The sequence below is a fragment of the Pseudomonas sp. GW823-FHT06E10 genome (assembly GCF_058794995.1).
Window position 1 is genome coordinate 388,049 of the sequence record NZ_JBXAHJ010000005.1, and the last position, 22,494, is coordinate 410,542.

Genomic DNA, 22,494 nt, shown 5'->3' on the forward strand with positions numbered 1-22,494 from the left:
CCCCGGGCACTTAGCTCGGTCGATAAACGCGCACATTGGCATGCCCCTCACTGAGCAAATGGTGGGCATGCAGGCGACTCATCACGCCTTTGTCGCAATACAGCAGGTACTGGCGAGTAGGGTCCAGTTCCTTGAAACGAGCGTTCACTGCATAAAACGGCATCGTTTGTACCTCGATGCCAGCGAGATCCAGCGGGTCGTCTTCAGCGGCATCCGGGTGACGGATGTCGATGACGATCTGACCGGCCAGCGCTTCGCTGACTTCTTCAATCTGCAAGTCCTGGCCCAGTTCATCGATCACGCGATCGATCGGCACCAGCTTGGCGTTTTCGAGCGCACGCTCGAGTACCGCCATATCGAATTCTTTCTCTTCATGCTCGACGCGATAGCGCTTGGCCGCGGTCTTCGGATTGACCGAGATAACGCCGCAGTATTCCGGCATGTGCCGGGCGAAATCGGCGGTGCCGATTTCGATTGCCGTGTCGATAATGTCCTGCTTGTGACTGGCGATCAGCGGGCGCAGTACCAGCTTTTCGGTCACGCAGTCGATCACTGACAGGTTCGGCAGCGTCTGGCTCGACACCTGGGAGATCGCCTCACCGGTGACCAGTGCGTCGATGTGCAGTCGATCGGCAATTTGGGAGGAAGCGCGCAACATCATACGCTTCAATACTACGCCCATATGACTGTTATCGACTTTGCCGAGAATTTCGCCCAGCACTTCTTCGAACGGCACACTGACAAATAGCACGCGCTGGGAGCTGCCGTACTTCTTCCAGATGAAATGCGCGACTTCCATGACGCCCAGTTCGTGGGCACGTCCGCCCAGATTGAAGAAGCAGAAATGCGCCATCAGGCCGCGGCGCATGATCTGGTAGGCCGCCACGGTGGAGTCGAAGCCACCGGACATCAGCACCAGGGTCTGCTCCAGCGCGCCCAGCGGATATCCGCCGATGCCGTTGTGCTGGCTGTGGATCACGAACAACCGTTGGTCGCGAACTTCGATCCGGACTTCGATTTCCGGCGCTTTCAGGTCGATCCCGGCGGCGCCGCACTCGCGACGCAGCTTGCTGCCGACGTATTTTTCGACGTCCATCGAGCTGAACGTGTGCTTGCCCGCACGCTTGCAGCGCACCGAGAAAATTTTCCCGGCCAGCGCATCGCCGTAGTGCTGCCTGCACTTTTCGGTGATGTCGTCGAAGTCGCCCAGCGGGTACTCGTCGATCTGCAGAAAGTGCGCGATGCCCGGCATGCAGGTCAGGCGCTCACCCATCTCTTTCAAGGCTTTCGGGTCGGTAACACGGGTTTCCAGCTCGAGATTGTCCCACACGCCGTTCACCACCACGGCCGGGTCCAGATCACGGAGCACGGCGCGGATGTTTTTGGCCAACTGGCGGATAAATTTCGTCCGGACAGGTCGACTCTTGATGGTGATCTCGGGGAAGACTTTTACGATTAATTTCATGGAAACAGCGCGCGCATGGCCTGCCGAAAAAGGGGGGCGCGGATTATAGCGGAAATTGCTCAAGGTTTAACCAGTTAATGTGCAGAAGGTTTTGCATGCACCAAAACAGGTCACTTATTGGATATGGCGCCACATTACAGGGCGAGCTTTTCTGCTTTAAAGGGCAAAACGCCCTCTCAAGCGTGATTTTGGGGCAAAAAATCCATGCTGGGGCACTGGCATGCAATTTGCTCCCTTGTGAGGCAGGTTGCCTTGGCAGAGTATTCGCGCCGGCATCACAAACATTTAAGGGCATCCACTACCAGCCCTAATACACCCGGAGGACACTATGTCGAAGTCGGTTCAACTCATCAAAGATCATGACGTCAAGTGGATTGATCTGCGCTTCACGGACACCAAAGGCACTCAGCACCACGTGACCATGCCGGCTCGCGATGCGCTGGATGACGACTTCTTCGAAGTCGGCAAAATGTTCGACGGCTCCTCCATCGCCGGCTGGAAAGGCATCGAAGCCTCCGACATGATCCTGATGCCGGACGACTCCACCGCTGTTCTGGATCCGTTCACCGAAGAACCGACCCTGATCCTGGTCTGCGACATCATCGAGCCTTCGAGCATGCAAGGCTACGACCGCGACCCACGTGCGATCGCCAAGCGCGCCGAAGAGCACCTGAAAGCCACCGCTATCGGTGACACCGTATACGCCGGTCCGGAGCCAGAGTTCTTCATCTTTGACCAGGTGAAGTTCAAGTCCGACATTTCCGGTTCCATGTTCAAGATCTACTCTGAACAAGGTTCGTGGATGTCCGACCAGGACATCGAAGGCGGCAACAAAGGCCACCGTCCAGGCGTCAAAGGCGGCTATTTCCCGGTTCCGCCGTTCGACCACGACCACGAAATCCGTACCTCCATGTGCAACGCACTGGAAGAAATGGGCCTGACCGTCGAAGTTCACCACCACGAAGTGGCGACTGCCGGCCAGAACGAAATCGGCGTCAAGTTCAACACCCTGGTGAAGAAAGCCGACGAAACCCAAACCCTGAAGTACGTCGTGCACAACGTTGCCGATGCCTACGGCCGCACCGCGACCTTCATGCCTAAGCCTCTGTACGGCGACAATGGCTCGGGTATGCACGTACACATGTCCATCTGGAAAGATGGCAAGAACACCTTCGCTGGCGAAGGCTATGCCGGCCTGTCCGACACCGCCCTGTACTTCATCGGCGGCATCATCAAGCACGGTAAGGCCCTGAACGGCTTCACCAACCCGGCGACCAACTCCTACAAGCGTCTGGTTCCAGGCTTCGAAGCTCCAGTGATGCTGGCCTACTCGGCTCGCAACCGTTCCGCTTCGATCCGTATTCCTTACGTGTCGAGCCCGAAAGCCCGCCGTATCGAAGCACGCTTCCCGGATCCGGCTGCCAACCCGTACCTGTGCTTCGCCGCACTGTTGATGGCTGGCCTGGACGGCATCCAGAACAAGATCCACCCTGGCGACGCCGCTGACAAAAACCTGTACGACCTGCCGCCTGAAGAGGCCAAAGAGATCCCACAAGTTTGCGGCAGCCTGAAAGAAGCCCTGGAAGAGCTGGACAAAGGTCGTGCGTTCCTGACCAAAGGCGGCGTTTTCAGCGACGACTTCATCGACGCTTACATCGCCCTGAAAAGCGAAGAAGAAATCAAGGTACGTACCTTCGTACACCCACTGGAATACGAGCTGTACTACAGCTGCTGATCCGGTAGCGCCGCGGCACGCGGCGTGACAAAAAGAGGCCTCCTTCGGGAGGCCTTTTTTGTAGGCAACTTCCGACAATAAAGTTAGACATCTCTTCGGGCACACACAGCATCGTCCGGCATCAACCCATCTGAATGACTCGTAGGCTGTTCTCTACCTGCAATCAACGGATGGAATGATGAAAACTTTCCCACTCAAGACGCTACTGGCCGCTCTCACCGCCCTCGCCCTTCTAGGCTGCACCACAATTTCCCCATCGACAGACATCGAACGGGAAATCCTGCTTCAAAGCAGCAAGTCGTGGGATGGCACACCTTACATTCGCTACCCGGATGCCGTGCCCGAGCTGACAGTGCTCAAACTCACAATACCTGCAAATACCAAACTCCCCTGGCACACCCATCCCATTCCCAACGCGGGCTACATCCTCTCAGGCGAGCTAACGATCGAGGACAGGAACAGCGGCCAGACCAGTCGCGTCAAACAAGGCGAAGCACTGGCCGAAATGGTCAATATCACTCATCGCGGAGTCACCGGCGATGAACCGGTAGAACTTGTTGTGTTCTATGCTGGCAGCGAAGGTATTCCATTGGCGGAGTAGTCTTTGCTTCACACAGGGAGTCCGAATGCGGCCACTTTTATTACTTCTACTGCTGTCCTTCATTTCTCCTGTGATGGCCCAAATCTACAAATACACCGATGCCGCCGGCAATACCGCCTACAGCAATCAACCGCCCGATGGCGTTGACGCCCGGGCGGTTGATTTGCCACCGATCAACAGCATCGAGCGTCAACCGCCCGTCGATCCTGCACAACCTCTGGCAGGCAATAACACCGAGCCGACCCACCGAGCCTACGAAAAACTGGAACTCACCGGCCTGCCCACCACAGAAGCGTTACGTGCCAACAATGGCACCTTCACGATTAACGTACTGATCAAACCGCGCCTGCAAGCCACCCACCTGTTACGTCTGCTGCTGGACGGTCAGCCCTACGGCCAGCCAGGCAATGTGCCGATCCTGCAACTGGTGAACATCGATCGCGGCGAACACCGCCTCGCCGTGCAAGTGATCGATGGCGAAAACGTTGTGCAGCAGAGCCCTGCGCTGACATTCACCGTACAGCGGGTGCACATACCTTGAAGGCCTGGCTACTGATCGCCTGCCTGATCGCCCAGCCCGCCTCGGCAGAGGTCTTCATGTATGTCGATGCTCAGGGCAACCGGGTTTTCACCGACCAGCCAAAACCCGGCGACGCCCGGCGTGTACCGCTGACAAAGAGCAATCGAATAGCGGCCAACCCCACCAGCGCAGCACTGTTGATCGCCGAGAGCAGTCCTGAAGTACAGGCGCTGTTCCACTATGAGGTGCTGCGTATCCTGATCCCGGAACCCGACGCAACCATCCGCAGCAACACCGGCGAAGTCATTGTCAGCACCACCAACGAACCGGCCCTGCAACCCGGTCACCACTACCGGTTGCTGCTCGACGGCCAGCCCACCGCCGAACCTGGCCTGAGCCCGGTGTTCCCGCTTAGCAACATCGATCGCGGCAGCCATACCCTGTCCGTGGAAATCCTCGACGAACAGGGGCGCATCGTCGAACGCACCGCCAACCAACCTTTCCACATGCAGCGCACGTCTCTCGCCCAGAAGCGCAGGATCAAACCCTGCACTCTCGAAGACTACGGCCAGCGGCCGGAATGCCCGCTCAGTGACAGACCAGGCGAAGAAAAAAATCCTTTCTTGAGACTCTTTTAACCTCGTTCAGGCTTGCGCACTATATTGGTGCAATTGTTTGCACCGTACTCACACTCCAACCCATTTTGGTTCGAAAGTACCCGCGATAGCTGGCAGAACGCCACGTAAACGAGCGTCAAACGCCTGTTTCAGGCGCTGAACGCTTCTTTTCGGAGCCTTGGTTTGGTTTTTGCATTTTGCCCGTATCAGCATTTTTTTACGCACGCTCTGCCCTAAAAGAGGTCCCGATGACCATTAGCGACGCACTCCACCGTTTGCTACTCGATAACCTCACCACCGCCACCATCCTGCTCGACGCCGAACTGCGCCTCGAGTACATGAACCCGGCGGCGGAAATGCTGCTGGCCATCAGCGGTCAGCGCAGCCATGGGCAGTTCATCAGTGAGTTGTTTACCGAATCGACCGAAGCGCTGAACTCGTTGCGCCAGGCCGTCGAGCAGGCGCACCCGTTCACCAAGCGCGAAGCCATGCTCACCGCCCTCACCGGCCAGACCCTGACCGTCGACTACGCGGTAACACCGATTCTGAGCAACGGCGACACGATGCTGCTGCTCGAAGTCCACCCCCGTGACCGCCTGCTGCGGATCACCAAAGAAGAAGCACAACTGTCGAAACAGGAAACCAGCAAGATGCTGGTGCGCGGCCTTGCCCATGAAATCAAGAACCCCTTGGGCGGGATTCGCGGCGCGGCACAATTGCTGGCCCGGGAACTGCCGGAAGAAAGCCTGCGCGACTACACCAACGTCATCATCGAAGAAGCCGACCGCCTGCGTAACCTGGTGGATCGCATGCTCGGCTCCAACAAACTGCCGTCGCTGGCCATGTGCAATGTCCATGAAGTGCTTGAGCGTGTCTGCCATCTGGTGGAGGCTGAAAGCCAGGGTTGCATCACCTTGGTGCGCGACTACGATCCAAGCATCCCCGACGTCCTGATCGATCGCGAACAAATGATTCAGGCCGTGCTGAACATCGTGCGCAATGCGATGCAGGCCATCAGCAGCCAGAACGAACTGCGCCTGGGGCGTATCAGCCTGCGCACCCGCGCCATGCGCCAGTTCACCATCGGCCACGTGCGCCATCGTCTGGTGACCAAGATCGAAATCATCGACAACGGTCCGGGCATCCCGGCAGAACTTCAGGAAACCATTTTCTTCCCCATGGTCAGCGGCCGCCCGGACGGTACCGGGTTGGGCCTGGCCATTACCCAGAACATCATCAGCCAGCACCAGGGCCTGATCGAATGTGACAGCCACCCCGGCCACACCACCTTCTCGATCTTTCTGCCACTGGAACAAGGAGCCACATCGACATGAGCCGTAGTGAAACCGTGTGGATCGTCGATGACGACCGTTCTATCCGTTGGGTCCTGGAAAAAGCCTTGCAACAGGAAGGCATGACCACGCAAAGCTTCGACAGCGCCGATGGCGTGATGAGCCGTCTGGCGCGCCAGCAGCCGGACGTGATCATTTCCGACATCCGCATGCCCGGCGCCAGCGGTCTGGAGCTTCTGGCGCGGATTCGCGAACAGCACCCACGGCTGCCAGTGATCATCATGACCGCGCACTCCGATCTGGACAGCGCTGTCGCGTCCTATCAGGGCGGCGCCTTCGAGTACCTGCCCAAGCCGTTCGATGTCGACGAGGCGGTTTCCCTGGTCAAGCGCGCCAACCAGCACGCTCAGGAACAACAAGGCCTGGAAGTTGCCCCGACCCTGACCCGCACCCCGGAAATCATCGGCGAAGCGCCGGCGATGCAGGAAGTGTTTCGCGCCATCGGACGCTTGAGCCACTCCAACATCACCGTGCTGATCAATGGTGAATCGGGTACCGGTAAAGAACTGGTGGCCCACGCGCTGCATCGCCACAGCCCGCGCGCCGCTTCGCCGTTCATTGCGCTGAACATGGCGGCGATCCCCAAAGACCTGATGGAATCCGAACTGTTCGGCCACGAGAAAGGCGCGTTCACGGGCGCGGCCAACCTGCGTCGCGGGCGTTTCGAGCAAGCCGACGGCGGTACGCTGTTCCTCGACGAAATCGGTGACATGCCCGCTGACACCCAGACCCGCTTGCTACGGGTACTGGCCGACGGCGAGTTCTACCGCGTCGGCGGTCACGTGCCGGTGAAGGTCGATGTGCGCATCATCGCCGCGACTCACCAGAATCTGGAAACCCTGGTGCATGCCGGGAAATTCCGTGAGGACTTGTTCCATCGCCTCAACGTGATCCGCATCCATATCCCGCGCCTGTCGGATCGCCGCGAAGATATCCCGACCCTGGCCAAGCACTTCCTCGGCCGCGCTGCCCAGGAACTGGCAGTCGAGCCGAAGCTGCTGAAAAGCGAAACCGAGGAATACCTGAAGAACTTGCCGTGGCCCGGCAACGTGCGTCAGCTGGAGAACACCTGCCGCTGGATCACGGTGATGGCTTCGGGTCGCGAAGTGCACATCGGCGACCTGCCGCCGGAGCTGCTGAGCCTGCCTCAGGACTCGGCGCCCGTGACCAACTGGGAACAGGCCCTGCGCCAGTGGGCCGACCAGGCGCTGGCCCGTGGTCAGTCAAGCCTGCTCGACAGCGCCGTACCGGCCTTCGAGCGGATCATGATCGAGACCGCCCTCAAGCATACCGCTGGTCGCCGCCGCGATGCCGCCGTCTTGCTGGGTTGGGGACGCAACACCCTGACTCGCAAGATCAAGGAATTGGGGATGAAGGTTGATGGCGGGGATGAAGATGAGGGGGATGAGGTCTAAGTAATCACTGAGCACACGATCCTGTGGGAGCGGGCTTGCTCGCGAATGCGATGTGTCAGTCGACTTCAATTTTGACTGATACACCGCCTTCGCGAGCAAGCCCGCTCCCACATTTAAAGCCCAGTGCACCGCCAGAAGGCACCGTGAACCGCTATCGCGCACAGTAACCGATCCGAAACCCTGCCTGCATTCACAATCGAACCCCTATCGAAAAAACACGAAAGCCCCGTAATACGGGGCTTTCGGCGTTTTTAAATATTTTCTGTTTCGCATTGTTAAAACCTGGCACGCCCCCTGCAATAACCCTTTCAAGTGAATCAGTTCACCTACCCGGTTTCGGGGACCTTGGTACAGGCAGGCCGGGGATTCCCCTCTTTACATCGGGCTCACACCGCACCCGCGACGAGCCCAGCCGTTTTGGGGCCCTTGATACAGGCAGGTCAGGGGTTCCTTCTTTACACCAGGCTCACACCGCACTCGCGACGAGCCTCCCGTTTCGGGAACCTTGGTACAGGCAGGCCGGGGATTCCCTCTTTTATTGCTCCCGGAGATGGATCTCCAGCCGCCAGCGGTCATCAACCTCGCTACCGACCCATTCGCCCCGCAGGGGCCGGGCCGCTACCAGTGTCAGCAACAACCCCCCATCGCTCAAACGTACCCGCCAGTTCACGTCCTTGCCGCCGAGCTTGAGCTGACCTTTCTGCGCCTTGCCCTCGGCGCCAAACAGCAGCGCGACACTGCCGTCCACAATTTCGCCGTGGGTCTTGGGTTCATTGTTGAACCACACCACCAGCCCGTCGTTCGTCACTTCCACCTGCTGCAACTGACTGGGGTCCGGCGTGGTCAGGCGACCGATCATCATCCCGACCATCACCCCGACAATCGCCAGCGAGCCCATTACCCGCAGGAATAGTTTCGAACGCACGCCTGCTTGCGGCGTAGAATGCGCGTCATCTTTGCCTTCGGAGCCGTGCATGTTTCACGTCATCCTTTTCCAACCAGAAATTCCGCCGAATACCGGCAACGTTATCAGGCTGTGCGCCAACAGTGGCTGCCACCTGCATTTGATCGAACCGCTGGGCTTCGAGATGGACGACAAGCGCCTGCGCCGGGCCGGCCTCGATTACCACGAGTATGCCACCCTGCAACGCCACGCGGACCTTGCCAGCTGCCTGGAGAGCCTCGGCCATCCACGACTGTTCGCCTTCACCACCAAGGGTTCGCGGCCGTTCCACGATGCCAGCTTCGCCCCGGGCGACGCATTCCTGTTCGGCCCGGAAAGCCGTGGCTTGCCCGCCGAAGTGCTGGATGCCCTGCCCGGCGAGCAACGCCTGCGCCTGCCGATGCGCGAGGGCTGCCGCAGCCTGAATCTGTCCAATACCGTGGCGGTGGCCGTTTACGAAGCCTGGCGTCAGAACGACTTCAAGTAACCCCCAAAAAAATGTGGGAGCGAGCTTGCTCGCGATGGCGGTGCATCAGTCAACATTGATGTTGAAGCTGGTGACCTCATCGCGAGCAAGCTCGCTCCCACAGTATTGAAACGCTTTTACTGAACGGTCGGAGTCTCGCCAGCAGCCTGCATGCGTTGCAGCTCTTGCGCGTACAGCGCATCGAAGTTCACCGGAGCCAGCATCAGTGCCGGGAACGAACCGCGGGTCACCAGGCTATCCAGGGTTTCGCGAGCGTACGGGAACAGGATGTTCGGGCAGAACGCACCCAGAGTGTGGCTCATCGAAGCGTCATCCAGGTTCTTGATCAGGAAGATCCCGGCCTGTTGCACTTCAGCGATGAACGCCACTTCGTCACCGTTTTTCACGGTAACCGACAGGGTCAGCACGACTTCGTGGAAGTCGGCTTCCAGCGTCTTCTGACGGGTGTTCAGATCCAGAGCGACGCTCGGCTCCCACTGCTGGCGGAAGATCGCCGGGCTTTTCGGAGCTTCGAAGGACAGGTCACGCACATAAATGCGCTGCAAGGAGAATTGCGGTGCAGTTTCTTCTTCGTTCGCAGCAGTGTTCTGTTGGTCAGTCATCGCAGATCCTTCTTGATCCAGGGTTCTTTTAGGTTTGCTTGTTTGGGGTATTGCCGTCAGGCCCTGAGCAGCGCGTCGAGCTTGCCGGCACGCTCCAGGGCGAACAGATCATCACAACCGCCCACGTGGGTGCTGCCGATCCAGATTTGCGGCACGGACGTACGCCCGGCCTTCTGGGCCATCGCAGCGCGCACCTGCGGCTTGCCATCGACCTTGATCTCTTCGAAGGCCACACCTTTGTTCTCGAGCAGATACTTGGCTCGCGAGCAGTAAGGGCAGTAATCGCTGGAATAGACGACGACGCTACTCATATCACTTCACCAGCGGCAGATTGTCGGCTTTCCAGCTGGAGATACCGCCGGACAGCTTGGCGGCGGTGAAGCCGGATTTCATCAATTCGCGGGCGTGGGTGCCGGCGGTCTGGCCCATGGCGTCGACCAGGATGATGGTCTTGGCCTTGTGCTTTTCCAGCTCACCTACACGAGCGGTCAGTTTGTCCTGAGGGATGTTCAGCGCGCCGACAATGTGACCGGCGGCGAAATCCTTGGTCGGGCGAATGTCGATCACTACACCTGCGTCCTTGTTGACCAGCCCGGTCAGTTCGCCGGTGCTCAGGCTACGGCCGCCACCCTGCATTTGATAGGCAATCAGCAACGCCAGCAGTACGACGAAGATACCGACGAGAATGTAGTGGTTAGTGGCAAATTGAATCAGGTTAGCAACCATCGAAGGAGGTTCCAGGGCGTTAAAATGTCGGCCAGTATACACAGCCACTATGGTGGGCCAAACCCCGTCCGGCGGTGACGCGGCCGGAACTTCGCTTTAAACTGCCACTCCCTTTTCCATTGCTCCTTTTTATCTCAGCCACGAGTGGATTCCATGACTACCACGCCTAAACCTTTGGTCCTGATGATTCTCGACGGCTTCGGTCACAGTGACAGCCCTGAATCCAACGCTATCTTCGCCGCGAAGAAGCCCGTACTGGACCGCCTGTGGGCCACCGTGCCGAACGGCCTGATCTCGGGCAGCGGCATGGACGTCGGCCTGCCGGACGGCCAGATGGGCAACTCCGAAGTCGGCCACATGAACCTGGGTGCAGGCCGCGTGGTGTATCAGGACTTCACTCGCGTCACCAAATCGATCCGCGACGGCGAGTTCTTCGAGAATCCGACCATCTGCGCTGCCGTGGACAAAGCGGTCGCCGCCGGCAAAGCCGTGCACTTCATGGGCCTGCTGTCCGATGGCGGCGTACACAGCCACCAGGATCACCTGGTTGCCATGGCCGAACTGGCCTTCAAGCGCGGCGCTCAAAACATCTACCTGCACGCTTTCCTCGATGGCCGCGATACTCCGCCGAAAAGCGCGCAGTCGTCGATCGAACTGCTCGACGCAACCTTCCAGGCTTTGGGCAAAGGCCGGATCGCCAGCATCATCGGCCGCTACTACGCCATGGACCGCGACAACCGTTGGGACCGCGTGTCCCAGGCCTACAACCTGATTGTCGATGGCCAGGGCGAATTCAACGCCGCCACCGCTCAGGAAGGCCTGCAGGCGGCATACGAGCGTGGCGAGAGCGACGAATTCGTCAAGGCCACCTCCATCGGTGAGCCGGTAAAAGTCGAAGACGGTGATGCCGTGGTGTTCATGAACTTCCGCGCCGACCGTGCCCGCGAGCTGACCCGCGTGTTCGTCGAAGACGACTTCAGTGAGTTCGAGCGTGCCCGCCAGCCGAAACTGGCCGGTTTCGTCATGCTGACCCAATACGCCGCCAGCATTCCTGCGCCGTCGGCTTTCGCGGCCGGCAGCCTGGAAAACGTACTGGGCGATTACCTGGCGAAAAACGGCAAGACCCAACTGCGCATCGCCGAAACCGAAAAATATGCCCACGTGACCTTCTTCTTCTCCGGCGGCCGCGAAGAACCGTTCCCGGGCGAAGAACGCATCCTGATTCCGTCGCCAAAAGTCGCCACCTATGACTTGCAGCCGGAAATGAGCGCACCGGAAGTCACCGACCGCATCGTCGACGCCATCGAAAACCAGCGTTACGACGTGATCGTGGTCAACTACGCCAACGGCGACATGGTTGGCCACAGCGGCGTGTTCGAAGCGGCGGTCAAGGCCGTTGAATGCCTGGACCTGTGCGTGGGTCGCATCGTCGATGCCTTGGAAAAAGTCGGCGGCGAAGCCTTGATCACCGCTGACCATGGCAACGTCGAGCAAATGTCCGATGAAACCACCGGCCAGGCGCACACTGCGCACACCACCGAGCCGGTACCGTTCATCTATGTCGGCAAGCGCGACCTGAAGGTGCGCGAAGGCGGCGTGCTGGCGGACGTGGCGCCGACCATGCTGAAGTTGCTGGGCCTTGAGCAACCCAAGGAAATGACCGGGACTTCGATTCTGGTGTAACCGGGATATCCCGAACACTGAAAAACCCTGTGGGAGCGAGCTTGCTCGCGATAGCAATCTGACAGCCAACATCTATGTTGAATGATCGGACGCCATCGCGAGCAAGCTCGCTCCCACAATGGTTTATGGAGTTTTCGAAATGGAATTCAGTCTGTCGCTCGCTCCAGTCATCACACAGTCAGAAATGGGCATTTTTTTTGCTGCCCATGGCGGGCATACTAGGCCGTCCCTTTCCCTGGTGCCGCCTGCCCCTATGCTTCGCGTCCTGATAGCCCTAGCTCTGACATGCCTGCTCCAACCGGCCTTTGCTGACGAGCGCGCAGATACCCAACAACAGTTGGACGCCACGCGTCAGGACATTGCCGAGCTGAAGAAGCTGCTGGGCAAGCTGCAGGAAGAAAAGTCCGGTGTGCAGAAAGAGCTCAAGGGCACCGAAACCGAAATGGGCAAGCTCGAGAAGCAGGTCGAAGCCCTGCAAAAAGAGCTGAAGAAAAGCGAAGCCGAGCTGCAGCGACTCGATGCAGAGAAAAAAAAACTCCAGAGCGCGCGCATTGAACAGCAACGACTGATCGCCATTCAGGCCCGGGCGGCCTACCAGAACGGTCGCCAGGAATACCTCAAGCTGCTGCTCAACCAGCAGAATCCTGAAAGATTTGCCCGTACCCTCACCTATTACGACTACCTGAGCCAGGCTCGCCTGGAGCAGTTGAAGAGTTTCAACGAAACCCTGCGCCAACTGTCCAATGTCGAGAAAGACATCGCCATGCAGCAGGCGCAACTGCTGGTGCAGCAAAGCAGCCTCGACACCCAGCGTGATGAGCTCGAGAAAGTCCGCAAGGAGCGTCAGCAAGTCCTGGCCAAGCTCAATGACGACGTAAAGGCCCGCGATCAGAAGCTGGCGGCGCGCGAGCAGGATCAGGCAGACCTGTCTAAAGTCCTTAAAACCATTGAAGAAACTCTGGCACGCCAGGCCCGTGAGGCAGAAGAAGCGCGACAAAAAGCGCTGATTGCCCAGCAGGAAGCCGAAAAAAAGCGTTTACGTGAGGCCCAGGCGCAGGCAGATGCCAGCGACGATGCCCCACGCAAACCGGTCAGATCGACACCTGGCGCACTGGTTTCCAGTTCCGGCGAAACCTTTGGCGGTCCGTTTGCGTCAACCCGCGGCAAACTTCCCTGGCCTGTCGATGGTCGACTGCTGGCGCGCTACGGTGAAAGCCGAGGCGACGATGCCCGGACCAAGTGGGATGGCGTGATGATCGGCGCGTCTGCCGGCAGTGCGGTGCGTGCCGTACACGGTGGTCGCGTGGTGTTCGCCGACTGGTTGCGCGGCGCCGGGCTGCTGGTGATCCTCGACCACGGCAATGGTTATTTGAGTCTGTACGGTCACAACCAGACGCTGCTCAAGTCTGCCGGTGACGTTGTAAAAGCCGGTGAGCCTATTTCCACTGTCGGTAGCAGTGGCGGGCAGGACACACCAGCGCTGTATTTCGCAATTCGTCAGCAGGGTCACCCGAGTGACCCTGCGCAATGGTGCCACGCGCAAGGATAGGCGTAGAGTCACCTACATTAGGAGTTCGTTCGACATGCTGCATTTGTCCCGCCTTACCTCGCTGGCCCTGACGATCGCCCTGGTGATCGGCGCGCCTCTGGCGTTTGCCGCTCAACCAGCGCCGGTGGTTGCGCCTGCGGGCACTGCCGCGACCACCAAGGCGCCGCTGCCGCTGGATGAGTTGCGCACCTTTGCCGAGGTGATGGACCGGATCAAGGCCGCTTATGTCGAACCGGTGGACGACAAGACCCTGCTGGAAAACGCCATCAAGGGCATGCTCAGCAACCTCGATCCGCATTCCGCCTACCTGGGCCCTGAAGATTTCGCCGAGCTGCAGGAAAGCACCAGCGGTGAATTCGGTGGCCTGGGCATTGAAGTCGGCGCCGAAGACGGCTTCATCAAGGTGGTGTCGCCGATTGACGACACTCCGGCCTCCAAGGCCGGCATTCAGGCCGGCGACTTCATCGTCAAGATCGACGGCCAGCCGACTCGCGGCCAGAGCATGACCGAAGCCGTGGACAAGATGCGCGGCAAGATCGGCCAGAAAATCACCCTGACTCTGGTGCGCGATGGCGGCACGCCGTTCGACGTGACCCTGACCCGCGCCGTCATCCAGGTCAAGAGCGTGAAGAGCCAGTTGCTGGAATCGGGCTACGGCTACATCCGCATCACCCAGTTCCAGGTCAAGACCGGTGAAGAGGTTTCCAAAGCCCTGGCCAAGCTGCGCAAAGACAACGGCAAGAAGCTCAAGGGCATCATTCTCGACCTGCGCAACAACCCGGGCGGGGTGTTGCAGGCGGCGGTGGAAGTGGTCGACCACTTCATCACCAAGGGTCTGATCGTTTACACCAAGGGCCGTATCGCCAACTCCGAGCTGCGTTTCTCTGCCACCGGCAAGGACGAAAGCGAAGCCGTGCCAATGGTCGTGTTGATCAACGGCGGCAGCGCCTCGGCTTCGGAAATTGTCGCCGGCGCCCTGCAGGACCAGAAACGCGCCGTGCTGATGGGCACCACCAGTTTCGGCAAGGGCTCGGTGCAAACCGTGCTGCCGCTGAACAATGAACGCGCACTGAAGATCACCACAGCGTTGTACTACACGCCGAACGGCCGCTCCATCCAGGCCCAGGGCATCGTCCCGGACATCGAAGTGCGCAAGGCCAAGATCACCAGCGAGCAGGACAGCGATTACTTCAAGGAAGCGGACTTGCAGGGTCACCTGGGCAACGGCAACGGCGGTGTCGACAAACCGACCGGTTCCAGCGGCAAAGCCAAGCCGATGCCGCAGGACGATGATTACCAACTGGCCCAGGCCCTGAGCCTGCTCAAAGGGCTGAGCATCACGTCCGGCCGTTGAGATGTTTCTGCGGTTGCTGATCGGTCTGCTGTGTTGTCTGGCGGGTGTTGTTCATGCAGAACCCGCCGGATCGACGCCCCACAAAGCCTACCTGAGCCTGATCATCGATGACCTGGGGCAGAACCTGCCCCGGGATCGCCGCGTGCTGGCCCTGCCCGGCCCGGTGACTGCGGCGATCATGCCCGATACACCCCACGCCACCGAGTTCGCCCGCGAAGCCCATCGCGCCGGCAAGATCGTCATTCTGCACATGCCCATGGATCCGGCCACCGGACCGTTCGCCTGGCATCCCGAACTGCCCGTCGATGAGCTGGAAAAACGCCTGAACGCCGCGTTCAAAATGGTCCCGTACACCAGCGGCATCAACAACCACATGGGCAGCCGCATGACCGCACAACCAACGGCCATGGCCTGGCTGATGGCGGCCTTGCAGCGACGGCACAAGTTCTTCGTCGACAGCCGCACCAGCGCCCAGACCGTAGCCGCTGCCCAAGCGCAGAAGATCGGTTTGGCGAGCGTTTCACGGGATGTATTTCTCGACGATGAGCGTACTGAAGCAGCGATTTTGACCCAGTTGCAAACCGCGATCAGCCTCGCGCGCAAGCAGGGTTCGGCGGTGATGATCGGGCATCCGTATCCACAGACGCTGGCGGTACTGGAACGCGAACTACCCAAGCTCAAGGCTCAGGGGATCGAGTGGATTGATATCCGGCAGATGATCAGCGTGCGCGGAAACCGGGCGACGGCGGCGCACGGCAAGGATGGGGTGTACCGCTGAGTCTGCGGCACCACAAAACTACCGTGGGAGCGAGCTTGCTCGCGATGGCGCCATCAAATTCAACATCTCTATCGACTGGCAGACCATCATCGCGAGCAAGCTCGCTCCCACAGTGGTCCGGGCATGGCTAACAGGTTGGTATTGAATCCTACAGATACTGCGCCATTATCTCGTCCACCCGACCTTCCTTGCGCATCTGATCCAGCGCCGCCTGGAGCTTGGCAACCGTCTCGTCCGGCACGTCCTTGTTCAGTGCCAGGTACAGTTCGGCACTGTTGAAACGCAATACGGTTTTCAACCCGTTAACCCCTTCCTGGCGCGCCAGATAGCGCCCGGCCGGGTCACCAGTGGCCCACAGGTCGATCTGCCCGTTGACCAGTTTTTTCGCGTTGTCCTGGTCGCGCAGTACAACAATCGGATTGAGTCCCTGCTTGGCCAGCGTCTCGGCAATGGCGTCGCCCTTGTAGGCGCCGATCTTGTATTTGCGCGCGTCATTCAAGGTTTCGAGGGTGATCTTACTGTCAGCCTTGGCCAGCATGATCCAGTCGTCCGGGCCAATCGGGCCGACCCATTTGAAGAGTTTTTCGCGATCGGGCAGGCGCGCCATGACGAATACGCCGTAACCGGGTTTTTCCAGGGTGAGTTTGTAGATTCGCTCCCAAGGGAAACGCAGCGTCAGGCTGTAGGTAATGTCGGCGCGCTTGAATATCTCGCGGACGATATCGGTGGCGATGCCATCGATGTTCTCGTCCTGAGCGAAGTTCTTGCCGTTCTTCGCCATGTTGTACGGCGGGAAGTTTTCCGTCAGCAACACCAAGTCGGTATCGGGACTGTCTTTAGCGTTTGCTCCATTGATCAACAACAGAGAAGCGCTGGCAAGGACGAGAAGAAAGCGTTTAAGCATGTCTGGCTACCGAAATCCATGGCGTACCCAAGAGTGCCTTGGGTACGCCATGGTGTCCACTGGCCTGTACCGGTTTGTTTAACGCATCACGATTCCGCGATGGGCCATATAGGCCTTGGCTTCCTGCACGGTGTATTCGCCGAAGTGGAAAATACTCGCCGCCAGTACCGCGCTGGCGTGGCCTTCGATAATGCCGTCGGCCAGGTGTTGCAGGTTACCGACACCGCCGGAGGCGATCACCGGAATGCCCAGTGCATCACTGATGGCGCGGGTGACGCCCAGGTCAAAGCCGTTTTTCATGCCGTCCTGATCCATGCTGGTCAGCAGGATTTCGCCGGCGCCCAGGCCTTCCATTTTCTTCGCCCACTCAACGGCGTCGAGACCGGTTGGTTTGCGACCGCCATGGGTGAAGATTTCCCAGCGCGGGGTTTCGCCCGGTCCGGAAACCTTCTTCGCGTCGATAGCCACCACGATGCATTGCGAACCGAAATGCTGCGCGGCTTCGCCGACAAATTCCGGGTTGAACACTGCGGCGGTGTTTATCGAGACCTTGTCCGCGCCGGCATTGAGCAGGTTGCGGATATCCTGCACGGTGCGCACGCCGCCGCCCACGGTCAGCGGGATGAACACCTGGCTGGCCATGCGCTCGACGGTGTGCAGCGTGGTGTCGCGGCCATCGACGCTGGCGGTGATGTCGAGAAAGGTAATCTCGTCGGCGCCCTGCTCGTCGTAGCGACGAGCAATTTCCACCGGGTCACCGGCGTCGCGGATGTTTTCGAATTTCACACCTTTGACCACCCGGCCGTTGTCCACGTCCAGGCAAGGGATGATGCGTTTGGCCAGCGCCATGATCAGTCCTCAGCCTTTGTATGAATCGCAGAAAGCTTGCGCTTCAGCGACATCGAGGGTGCCTTCGTAGATCGCGCGGCCTGTGATCGCACCGATGATGCCTGGCGCCTTGGCGTCGAGCAGGGTCTTGATGTCACCCAGGTTGTGGATGCCGCCGGAAGCGATCACCGGGATCTTTGTTGCAGCAGCCAGTGCCGCGGTGAACGGTACGTTGCAGCCCTGCATCATGCCGTCTTTGGCGATGTCGGTATAAACGATCGAAGAAACGCCGTCGGCTTCGAACTGCTTGGCCAGGTCGATCACCTGGATGGTGCTGATTTCAGCCCAGCCATCAGTGGCGACAAAACCGTCTTTGGCATCCAGACCCACGATGATTTTGCCCGGGAACGCGCGGCAGGCTTCTGCAACAAAGGCCGGATCTTTCACGGCCTTGGTGCCAATGATCACGTAGCTAACGCCCGCTTTCACGTAGTGCTCGATGGTTTCCAGGGAACGGATACCGCCGCCGATCTGGATCGGCAGGTTCGGATAACGCTTGGCGATGGCGGTGACCACTTCGCCGTTGACCGGCTGGCCTTCGAAGGCGCCGTTCAGGTCGACCAGATGCAGACGACGGCAACCGCCCTCCACCCACTTGGCTGCCATGCTCACCGGGTCATCGGAGAACACTGTGGAATCTTCCATGCGGCCCTGGCGCAGACGAACACAGGCACCGTCTTTAAGATCGATAGCGGGAATAATCAGCATCTGGCAAACCTTCAAATTCGAATGTTCAGCTTGGCTCGGAAATCAGTTTTTCTCGAGCGCCCACAGGTCGCTTTCGATGCTTTCGAACCTCTCTTTGAGGTGCGCCTGCACATCGAAAATCGCCCTGTTGTAATAGTGCGGAGCAATTTCACGGGTAAACAGCTCAAGAATCTCCGCCGCCTCGAACGAACCGAGGTCGAGCTCAAAGCGGTCTTCCATGAAACGCTTGATCTTGCGATTGGCCTCGCTCTCCTGTTCGGGAGTGAGGGTCAGAATCGGCGGCTTCTTCTTGACGGCCATTTACCAGCGACCGTCCCACGCAGCGAAGTTCTGCAGCAACTGCAGGCCATGGGTATGGCTTTTCTCCGGGTGGAACTGCACGGCGAAACGCGAACCTTCGGCCAGCGCCGCGGCGAAATCGACACCGTAGTGACCGCCACCCACCACCTGCCGCGCGTTGGCGGCAGCGATGTAGTAGCTGTGCACGAAGTAGAACCGCGCCAGGTCCGGAATGTCGTGCCACAGCGGGTGACTGACCTTCTGCTTCACTTCGTTCCAGCCCATGTGCGGGACTTTCAGGTGTTCGCCGTCTTCATGCAGGTCTTTGCCGAAGAACTTGACCGCGCCCGGGAACAGGCCGATGCAGTCGACACCATCGTTCTCTTCGCTGGTGTCGAGCAAGGCTTGCATGCCCACGCAGATGCCAAGGAACGGCCGGTCCTGGCTGACTTCACGCACCAGCGAATCGAAGCCGAGGCGACGGATCTCCGCCATGCAATCGCGAATCGCGCCGACGCCGGGGAAAACCACCCGGTCGGCTTCGCGAATCACGTTGGCATCACTGGTGATCAGCACCTTGCCGGCACCGACGTGCTCGAGGGCCTTGGCCACCGAGTGCAGGTTGCCCATGCCGTAATCGATAACCGCGACTGTCTGCATTACAGGACGCCCTTGGTCGATGGCATTTGCCCGGCCATGCGGTCATCGAGCTCGACGGCCATGCGCAGAGCGCGGCCGAAAGCCTTGAACACGGTTTCGATCTGGTGGTGGGTGTTGGTGCCACGCAGGTTGTCGATGTGCAGGCTGACCAATGCATGGTTGACGAAGCCCTGGAAGAATTCCTGGAACAGGTCAACGTCGAAGCCGCCGACGGTGGCGCGGGTGTACGGAACATGCATCTGCAGGCCTGGACGGCCGGAGAAGTCGATCACAACCCGCGACAGCGCTTCATCGAGCGGCACGTAGGCGTGGCCGTAGCGACGGATGCCTTTTTTGTCGCCGATGGCTTTGGCAAACGCCTGGCCGAGGGTGATACCGACGTCTTCCACCGTGTGGTGGTCATCGATATGCAGGTCGCCCTTGCTGACAATATCCAGGTCGATCAGCCCGTGACGGGCGATCTGGTCCAGCATGTGCTCAAGAAAAGGAACACCGATATCGAATCGGGCCTTTCCGGTGCCATCGAGGTTGATCGAGGCTTTGATCTGGGTTTCCAGAGTGTCGCGCTCGACAGACGCCTTACGTTCGGCCATCACCAGCTCCGCAAAATCATTGGGCGAAAAAGGCAGCCATTATAGGCGTGCGGGGCCGAAACAGAAACACGAGAGGTGATATCGCTGACGGAATGAATTCGGGGGTGCCGGCGATGTACATGTCCATACAAGCCATTTGGCACACCACAAAAAAATGTGGGAGCGAGCTTGCTCGCGATAGGGCCATCACATTCAACATTTTTGCTGACTGTCAGACCGCTATCGCGAGCAAGCTCGCTCCCACAGGTTTCGGGTTGAAACTGGTGTTAGTGAAACAGCACCGCCGTCTTCTGCAAGGTCACCCAGACACCCCACGCCAGCGGAATGCCCACCACCAGCCACGCCGCAACCGCCAGCGGTTTGGTGCCCGGCGCGGCTTTCCACTCCAGCACGGTGCTGCTGTCGGCGCCTTTGTCATGGCCCAGCGCCTGTTCGGCGGCCAGTTCGGCGTCGGTCATGAAGTACTTGTCCGCCACCGGACGCACCAGCAGGTTGCACAGGAAACCCAGCACCAGCAGGCCGGCGAGGATGTACAGGGTGATGTCGTAAGCCGCCGCACGCTCGACGCCGATGCTCAGTTGATATTCACGCAGATAGTTCACCAGCACCGGACCGAGCACACCGGCAGCAGCCCACGCCGTCAGCAGACGACCGTGAATCGCACCGACCATTTGCGTACCGAACAGGTCCGCCAGATACGCCGGAACAGTCGCGAAGCCACCGCCATACATCGACAGGATGATGCAGAACGCCGCCACGAACAGCGCGATGCTGCCCAGATGACCCAGGTTCGGAATCAGTCCGTACAGGGCAAAGCCCAGGGCGAAGAACACGAAGTAAGTGTTTTTGCGGCCCAGGTAATCCGAGAACGAAGCCCAGAAGAAGCGCCCGCCGATGTTGAACAGGCTGAGCAAACCGGTGAAGCCGGCAGCGATGGCGGCGATCGAAGCCAGTTGCGAAGCGTCGAGTTGGCCGAACGCCAGGTCATTGCCCAGCAACTTGCCAGCGAACACTTCCTGCAACAGTGGCGACGCCATGCCGAGGATGCCGATACCAGCCGATACGTTCAGGCACAGCACCAGCCACACCAGACGGAACTGCGGCGTCTTCCAGGCCACATTCACGTGAACATGACGATGAGTGATCATCGCGTTCGAGGCTTTTTTCGCCGGGGCCGTCCAGCCTTCCGGCTTCCAGCCGGTTGGCGGAACGCGGTAGGACAGTGCGCCACCGATCATGAACACGAAGTAGATCGCGGCCATCACCAGGAAGCTCTGCCAGACGCCGACGCTGGTTGGCGAGGCGAAATGCCCCATCAGTGCCGCCGCCAGCGGGGCGCCGACCATTGCGCCACCGCCGAAGCCCATGATCGCCATGCCGGTCGCCATTCCGCGCTTGTCCGGGAACCATTTGATCAGGGTCGACACCGGCGAAATGTAGCCCAGGCCCAGGCCGATACCGCCAATGACCCCGGAGCCGATCCACATCAGCCAGATCTGGTGGGTATACACCCCCAGCGCCGAGATCAGCAGGCCGCCACACCAGCACAGTGCCGATACGACACCGGCCTTGCGCGGTCCGGCATGCTCCAGCCAGCCACCCCAGATGGCGGCCGAGCAACCCAGGAAGATGAAGAACAGGGTGTAGATCCAGCCGAGCATCGAGATCGGCCAGTCACACTGGGACGAAAAAACTTGTGCGATAAAGCTCATGTCCGGTGCGCAGGCCACTGGAGAGGAGATGCCCAGCGCCTTGGACAGCGGCAACCAGAACACCGAAAAACCGTAGGCCATGCCGATGCACAAGTGGATGGCCAACGCGGCCGGTGGCACCAGCCAACGGTTGAAACCGGGCTTGGCGATGATCCGCTCCTTGGACAGGAACGCAGGCTGGTCGGCGCTGAAGCCGTCCGCCGTGATGCTCGTGGTCATTGTGTATCCCCCAATTATTTGTATGGTTCGCCAGCCACAGCTCACTCCCGGCCTTTATGCACGCAGGCATGACCGTTTTTTGTAGAGCACCTTGTTGTGCGACAACAGGTCGCAGAAGGACGGACGAACGGGCAAAGGTTACCATTTGCAAGTGACAGAAAAACCAAACTGACATCACCTTTTGTACGTCATCTGATCTCTATCGCTTCATGACCTCACAGGAATCACCATGCCGATCATTGTCGAGCCGCTGAACCAAGCCACTGCCCAGGATCGACAGGATCTGCAGAAGATCTACTGCGACGCCCCGGACTGGCTGTTCGCCCCTTTTTCCGGGGCCGCGCAGTTGATCGAAGACTGTTTGCGCGACGGCACACTGATCGCCGGACGCTTCAACGATCGCCTGCTGGGCGCGGCCCGGTTGCAAAGGCACCAAGACGCCTGGCACTTGTCCCAAATATGTGTTCGAAAAATTACCCGTCGCCGTGGTGTTGCCGAGCGACTGGTTGCCGAAGCCCAGAAAATGGCCGCGCAATCGGGCATGCCCCTGCGCCTGCTGGCGCCTGCCGGGCATCTGGAGGCTCAGGCGCTGGCCGCCAAGCTGAAACTGCCACTGGATGTGCTGCCGGCGTGATCACTGACCGGTCGTCTGTTCGGGGGCGCTATACTCCTCGGCTAAATTTTGAATTCGACTAATTACAAGG

The 22,494-nt window shown here is 59.5% G+C and carries 24 protein-coding genes; 12 read left to right on the forward strand and 12 right to left on the reverse strand.

Going from position 1 to position 22,494, the window contains the following annotated elements:
- Positions 1–10: 10 nt before the first annotated feature.
- Positions 11–1,465, reverse strand: a complete 1,455-nt coding sequence (gene thiI, locus AC1Q6Y_RS11365) for a tRNA uracil 4-sulfurtransferase ThiI (RefSeq protein ID WP_057712400.1) — start codon at positions 1,463–1,465, stop codon at positions 11–13.
- 328 nt (positions 1,466–1,793) lie between these two features.
- Here thiI and glnA point away from each other — a divergent pair, with 328 nt between their 5' ends.
- From glnA to ntrC, 6 genes are all read left to right on the forward strand, one after another.
- Positions 1,794–3,200 (forward strand): type I glutamate--ammonia ligase, encoded by a 1,407-nt coding sequence (glnA, locus tag AC1Q6Y_RS11370; protein WP_008002929.1) that lies wholly within the window; start codon positions 1,794–1,796, stop codon positions 3,198–3,200.
- 178 nt (positions 3,201–3,378) lie between these two features.
- Entirely contained in the window at positions 3,379–3,801 is a 423-nt protein-coding gene (locus tag AC1Q6Y_RS11375) for a cupin domain-containing protein (RefSeq protein ID WP_492624577.1), read from the forward strand.
- 25 nt (positions 3,802–3,826) lie between these two features.
- Positions 3,827–4,342 carry a DUF4124 domain-containing protein gene (locus tag AC1Q6Y_RS11380; protein ID WP_492587374.1) on the forward strand — a complete coding sequence of 172 codons (516 nt, stop codon included), beginning with the start codon at positions 3,827–3,829 and terminating at the stop codon, positions 4,340–4,342.
- Positions 4,339–4,959 carry a DUF4124 domain-containing protein gene (locus AC1Q6Y_RS11385; protein ID WP_492624578.1) on the forward strand — a complete coding sequence of 207 codons (621 nt, stop codon included), beginning with the start codon at positions 4,339–4,341 and terminating at the stop codon, positions 4,957–4,959. The genes AC1Q6Y_RS11380 and AC1Q6Y_RS11385 overlap by 4 nt, the downstream gene beginning before the upstream one ends.
- Positions 4,960–5,186: 227 nt before the next feature.
- Positions 5,187–6,272 carry a nitrogen regulation protein NR(II) gene (gene glnL / locus AC1Q6Y_RS11390; RefSeq protein WP_057712404.1) on the forward strand — a complete coding sequence of 362 codons (1,086 nt, stop codon included), beginning with the start codon at positions 5,187–5,189 and terminating at the stop codon, positions 6,270–6,272.
- Positions 6,269–7,705: a nitrogen regulation protein NR(I) gene (gene ntrC, locus AC1Q6Y_RS11395; RefSeq protein WP_492624579.1), complete on the forward strand. Its 1,437-nt coding sequence runs from the start codon at positions 6,269–6,271 to the stop codon at positions 7,703–7,705. Before glnL ends, ntrC begins: the two co-directional genes overlap by 4 nt.
- Before the next feature lie 535 nt (positions 7,706–8,240).
- On the opposite strand, the gene AC1Q6Y_RS11400 is transcribed toward ntrC, so the two are convergent.
- Positions 8,241–8,681 (reverse strand): hypothetical protein, encoded by a 441-nt coding sequence (locus AC1Q6Y_RS11400; RefSeq protein WP_407515077.1) that lies wholly within the window; start codon positions 8,679–8,681, stop codon positions 8,241–8,243.
- Here AC1Q6Y_RS11400 and trmL point away from each other — a divergent pair.
- Complete coding sequence (gene trmL / locus AC1Q6Y_RS11405) at positions 8,680–9,135, forward strand: tRNA (uridine(34)/cytosine(34)/5-carboxymethylaminomethyluridine(34)-2'-O)-methyltransferase TrmL (protein WP_090452600.1); 456 nt, start codon at positions 8,680–8,682, stop codon at positions 9,133–9,135. The two genes, AC1Q6Y_RS11400 and trmL, sit on opposite strands and share 2 nt — an antisense overlap.
- Positions 9,136–9,251: 116 nt before the next feature.
- Here the strand turns inward: trmL and secB are convergent, their stop codons facing one another.
- Genes secB through AC1Q6Y_RS11420 form a run of 3 tightly spaced genes read right to left on the reverse strand, consistent with a single transcriptional unit; the run spans position 9,252 to position 10,463 of the window.
- A complete protein-coding gene (gene secB / locus AC1Q6Y_RS11410) occupies positions 9,252–9,737 on the reverse strand; it encodes a protein-export chaperone SecB (protein WP_057397192.1) in 486 nt (161 codons plus the stop codon).
- Between the two features lie 56 nt (positions 9,738–9,793).
- Positions 9,794–10,048 carry a glutaredoxin 3 gene (grxC, locus tag AC1Q6Y_RS11415; protein WP_008047737.1) on the reverse strand — a complete coding sequence of 85 codons (255 nt, stop codon included), beginning with the start codon at positions 10,046–10,048 and terminating at the stop codon, positions 9,794–9,796.
- A 1-nt stretch (position 10,049) separates the two neighbouring features.
- Positions 10,050–10,463, reverse strand: coding sequence for a rhodanese-like domain-containing protein (locus AC1Q6Y_RS11420; protein WP_008047735.1), 414 nt, complete (start codon positions 10,461–10,463; stop codon positions 10,050–10,052).
- A 153-nt stretch (positions 10,464–10,616) separates the two neighbouring features.
- Here AC1Q6Y_RS11420 and gpmI point away from each other — a divergent pair, with 153 nt between their 5' ends.
- The 4 genes from gpmI (at position 10,617) to AC1Q6Y_RS11440 (ending at position 15,827) form a co-directional block, all read left to right on the forward strand.
- A complete protein-coding gene (gene gpmI, locus AC1Q6Y_RS11425) occupies positions 10,617–12,146 on the forward strand; it encodes a 2,3-bisphosphoglycerate-independent phosphoglycerate mutase (RefSeq protein WP_090452598.1) in 1,530 nt (509 codons plus the stop codon).
- Between the two features lie 253 nt (positions 12,147–12,399).
- Positions 12,400–13,695, forward strand: coding sequence for a murein hydrolase activator EnvC family protein (locus AC1Q6Y_RS11430; protein WP_492624580.1), 1,296 nt, complete (start codon positions 12,400–12,402; stop codon positions 13,693–13,695).
- 34 nt (positions 13,696–13,729) lie between these two features.
- Positions 13,730–15,049, forward strand: coding sequence for a S41 family peptidase (locus AC1Q6Y_RS11435; protein ID WP_057712409.1), 1,320 nt, complete (start codon positions 13,730–13,732; stop codon positions 15,047–15,049).
- Position 15,050: 1 nt separating this feature from the next.
- Complete coding sequence (locus AC1Q6Y_RS11440; RefSeq protein WP_492624581.1) at positions 15,051–15,827, forward strand: divergent polysaccharide deacetylase family protein; 777 nt, start codon at positions 15,051–15,053, stop codon at positions 15,825–15,827.
- A 148-nt stretch (positions 15,828–15,975) separates the two neighbouring features.
- On the opposite strand, the gene AC1Q6Y_RS11445 is transcribed toward AC1Q6Y_RS11440, so the two are convergent.
- The 7 genes from AC1Q6Y_RS11445 to AC1Q6Y_RS11475 form a co-directional block, all read right to left on the reverse strand.
- Entirely contained in the window at positions 15,976–16,731 is a 756-nt protein-coding gene (locus AC1Q6Y_RS11445; RefSeq protein ID WP_090452595.1) for a substrate-binding periplasmic protein, read from the reverse strand.
- Positions 16,732–16,809: 78 nt separating this feature from the next.
- Positions 16,810–17,580 carry an imidazole glycerol phosphate synthase subunit HisF gene (gene hisF, locus AC1Q6Y_RS11450; RefSeq protein ID WP_007972752.1) on the reverse strand — a complete coding sequence of 257 codons (771 nt, stop codon included), beginning with the start codon at positions 17,578–17,580 and terminating at the stop codon, positions 16,810–16,812.
- A gap of 9 nt (positions 17,581–17,589) precedes the next feature.
- Entirely contained in the window at positions 17,590–18,327 is a 738-nt protein-coding gene (gene hisA / locus AC1Q6Y_RS11455; protein ID WP_027617356.1) for a 1-(5-phosphoribosyl)-5-[(5-phosphoribosylamino)methylideneamino]imidazole-4-carboxamide isomerase, read from the reverse strand.
- Between the two features lie 42 nt (positions 18,328–18,369).
- Positions 18,370–18,627, reverse strand: coding sequence for a DUF2164 domain-containing protein (locus tag AC1Q6Y_RS11460; RefSeq protein ID WP_007989200.1), 258 nt, complete (start codon positions 18,625–18,627; stop codon positions 18,370–18,372).
- Positions 18,628–19,266, reverse strand: coding sequence for an imidazole glycerol phosphate synthase subunit HisH (gene hisH / locus AC1Q6Y_RS11465; protein WP_057712412.1), 639 nt, complete (start codon positions 19,264–19,266; stop codon positions 18,628–18,630).
- Complete coding sequence (hisB, locus tag AC1Q6Y_RS11470; RefSeq protein ID WP_003218037.1) at positions 19,266–19,859, reverse strand: imidazoleglycerol-phosphate dehydratase HisB; 594 nt, start codon at positions 19,857–19,859, stop codon at positions 19,266–19,268. Before hisB ends, hisH begins: the two co-directional genes overlap by 1 nt.
- Before the next feature lie 266 nt (positions 19,860–20,125).
- Positions 20,126–21,790 carry an OFA family MFS transporter gene (locus AC1Q6Y_RS11475; RefSeq protein WP_429521807.1) on the reverse strand — a complete coding sequence of 555 codons (1,665 nt, stop codon included), beginning with the start codon at positions 21,788–21,790 and terminating at the stop codon, positions 20,126–20,128.
- A 229-nt stretch (positions 21,791–22,019) separates the two neighbouring features.
- On the opposite strand from AC1Q6Y_RS11475, the gene AC1Q6Y_RS11480 reads away from it, so the two are divergent.
- Complete coding sequence (locus tag AC1Q6Y_RS11480; protein WP_057712414.1) at positions 22,020–22,424, forward strand: acetyl-CoA sensor PanZ family protein; 405 nt, start codon at positions 22,020–22,022, stop codon at positions 22,422–22,424.
- The last annotated feature ends 70 nt before the right edge of the window (positions 22,425–22,494 follow it).

What these genes read in the sequence shown, in the direction of transcription:
- AC1Q6Y_RS11480 (WP_057712414.1), top strand. Translation starts at nt 22,020, where the DNA reads ATGCCGATCATTGTCGAGCCGCTGAACCAAGCCACTGCCCAGGATCGA.
- gpmI (WP_090452598.1), top strand. Translation starts at nt 10,617, where the DNA reads ATGACTACCACGCCTAAACCTTTGGTCCTGATGATTCTCGACGGCTTC.
- glnA (WP_008002929.1), top strand. Translation starts at nt 1,794, where the DNA reads ATGTCGAAGTCGGTTCAACTCATCAAAGATCATGACGTCAAGTGGATT.
- AC1Q6Y_RS11460 (WP_007989200.1), bottom strand. Translation starts at nt 18,627, where the DNA reads ATGGCCGTCAAGAAGAAGCCGCCGATTCTGACCCTCACTCCCGAACAG.
- thiI (WP_057712400.1), bottom strand. Translation starts at nt 1,465, where the DNA reads ATGAAATTAATCGTAAAAGTCTTCCCCGAGATCACCATCAAGAGTCGA.
- AC1Q6Y_RS11475 (WP_429521807.1), bottom strand. Translation starts at nt 21,790, where the DNA reads ATGACCACGAGCATCACGGCGGACGGCTTCAGCGCCGACCAGCCTGCG.
- trmL (WP_090452600.1), top strand. Translation starts at nt 8,680, where the DNA reads ATGTTTCACGTCATCCTTTTCCAACCAGAAATTCCGCCGAATACCGGC.
- AC1Q6Y_RS11420 (WP_008047735.1), bottom strand. Translation starts at nt 10,463, where the DNA reads ATGGTTGCTAACCTGATTCAATTTGCCACTAACCACTACATTCTCGTC.
- AC1Q6Y_RS11445 (WP_090452595.1), bottom strand. Translation starts at nt 16,731, where the DNA reads ATGCTTAAACGCTTTCTTCTCGTCCTTGCCAGCGCTTCTCTGTTGTTG.
- hisH (WP_057712412.1), bottom strand. Translation starts at nt 19,266, where the DNA reads ATGCAGACAGTCGCGGTTATCGATTACGGCATGGGCAACCTGCACTCG.
- AC1Q6Y_RS11380 (WP_492587374.1), top strand. Translation starts at nt 3,827, where the DNA reads ATGCGGCCACTTTTATTACTTCTACTGCTGTCCTTCATTTCTCCTGTG.
- AC1Q6Y_RS11400 (WP_407515077.1), bottom strand. Translation starts at nt 8,681, where the DNA reads ATGCACGGCTCCGAAGGCAAAGATGACGCGCATTCTACGCCGCAAGCA.
- AC1Q6Y_RS11430 (WP_492624580.1), top strand. Translation starts at nt 12,400, where the DNA reads ATGCTTCGCGTCCTGATAGCCCTAGCTCTGACATGCCTGCTCCAACCG.
- ntrC (WP_492624579.1), top strand. Translation starts at nt 6,269, where the DNA reads ATGAGCCGTAGTGAAACCGTGTGGATCGTCGATGACGACCGTTCTATC.
- grxC (WP_008047737.1), bottom strand. Translation starts at nt 10,048, where the DNA reads ATGAGTAGCGTCGTCGTCTATTCCAGCGATTACTGCCCTTACTGCTCG.
- hisB (WP_003218037.1), bottom strand. Translation starts at nt 19,859, where the DNA reads ATGGCCGAACGTAAGGCGTCTGTCGAGCGCGACACTCTGGAAACCCAG.
- hisF (WP_007972752.1), bottom strand. Translation starts at nt 17,580, where the DNA reads ATGGCGCTGGCCAAACGCATCATCCCTTGCCTGGACGTGGACAACGGC.
- AC1Q6Y_RS11435 (WP_057712409.1), top strand. Translation starts at nt 13,730, where the DNA reads ATGCTGCATTTGTCCCGCCTTACCTCGCTGGCCCTGACGATCGCCCTG.
- AC1Q6Y_RS11440 (WP_492624581.1), top strand. Translation starts at nt 15,051, where the DNA reads ATGTTTCTGCGGTTGCTGATCGGTCTGCTGTGTTGTCTGGCGGGTGTT.
- glnL (WP_057712404.1), top strand. Translation starts at nt 5,187, where the DNA reads ATGACCATTAGCGACGCACTCCACCGTTTGCTACTCGATAACCTCACC.
- hisA (WP_027617356.1), bottom strand. Translation starts at nt 18,327, where the DNA reads ATGCTGATTATTCCCGCTATCGATCTTAAAGACGGTGCCTGTGTTCGT.
- secB (WP_057397192.1), bottom strand. Translation starts at nt 9,737, where the DNA reads ATGACTGACCAACAGAACACTGCTGCGAACGAAGAAGAAACTGCACCG.
- AC1Q6Y_RS11375 (WP_492624577.1), top strand. Translation starts at nt 3,379, where the DNA reads ATGAAAACTTTCCCACTCAAGACGCTACTGGCCGCTCTCACCGCCCTC.